The sequence below is a fragment of the Pantoea leporis genome (assembly GCF_028048155.1).
Taxonomy (GTDB): Bacteria; Pseudomonadota; Gammaproteobacteria; order Enterobacterales; family Enterobacteriaceae; genus Pantoea; species Pantoea leporis.
In genome coordinates this window covers 1-1,076 of the sequence record NZ_JALMEU010000025.1, presented here as the reverse complement: position 1 = coordinate 1,076, position 1,076 = coordinate 1, and the positions used below count along the sequence as shown (strand labels likewise).

Here is a 1,076-nt window from a genome sequence, read left to right as displayed (position 1 = left end):
AAAGAGCAATTTCAGCGTAACAAACTGCACGTAAACGTGGGCACCATCGGTCACGTCGACCACGGTAAAACCACCCTGACTGCAGCAATTACTACCGTACTGGCTAAAACCTACGGCGGTAAGGCAAGCAAATTCGATGAGATCGATAAAGCGCCAGAAGAGAAAGCACGTGGTATCACCATCAACACTTCTCACGTTGAATACGAAACCCCGTCTCGCCACTATGCGCACGTTGACTGCCCAGGCCACGCCGACTATGTGAAAAACATGATCACCGGTGCTGCGCAGATGGACGGCGCGATCCTGGTTGTTGCTGCGACTGATGGCCCAATGCCACAGACCCGTGAGCACATCCTGCTGGGTCGTCAGGTTGGCGTTCCTTACATCATCGTGTTCCTGAACAAGTGCGACATGGTTGATGATGAAGAGCTGCTGGAACTGGTAGAGATGGAAGTACGTGACCTGCTGTCAGCTTATGACTTCCCAGGCGACGACACTCCAATCGTACGTGGTTCTGCTCTGAAAGCGCTGGAAGGCGACGCTGAGTGGGAAGCTAAGATCATTGAGCTGGCTGAGCACCTGGATACTTACATCCCAGAGCCAGTTCGTGCAATCGACAAGCCGTTCCTGCTGCCAATCGAAGACGTATTCTCAATCTCTGGCCGTGGTACCGTTGTTACCGGTCGTGTTGAGCGCGGTATCGTTAAAGTGGGCGACGAAGTTGAAGTTGTTGGCCTTAAAGACACTGTGAAATCAACCTGTACTGGCGTTGAAATGTTCCGCAAACTGCTGGACCAGGGTCAGGCAGGCGAGAACTGTGGTGTTCTGCTGCGTGGTATCAAGCGTGAAGACATCGAGCGTGGCCAGGTTCTGGCTAAGCCGGGTTCAATCAAGCCACATACCCAGTTCACTTCAGAAGTTTACGTTCTGTCTAAAGATGAAGGCGGCCGTCATACTCCGTTCTTCAAAGGCTACCGTCCTCAGTTCTACTTCCGTACTACTGACGTGACCGGTGACGTTCAACTGCCAGAAGGCGTTGAGATGGTAATGCCAGGCGACAACGTAAAAATGACCGT

General features: G+C 52.4%; 1 protein-coding gene. It reads left to right on the top strand.

Features of this window, described 5'->3' with window-relative positions; all coding sequences use genetic code 11:
• The coding region (gene tuf / locus MWH02_RS23030; RefSeq protein WP_271461522.1) for an elongation factor Tu at positions 1–1,076 on the top strand (1,076 nt) is incomplete at both ends.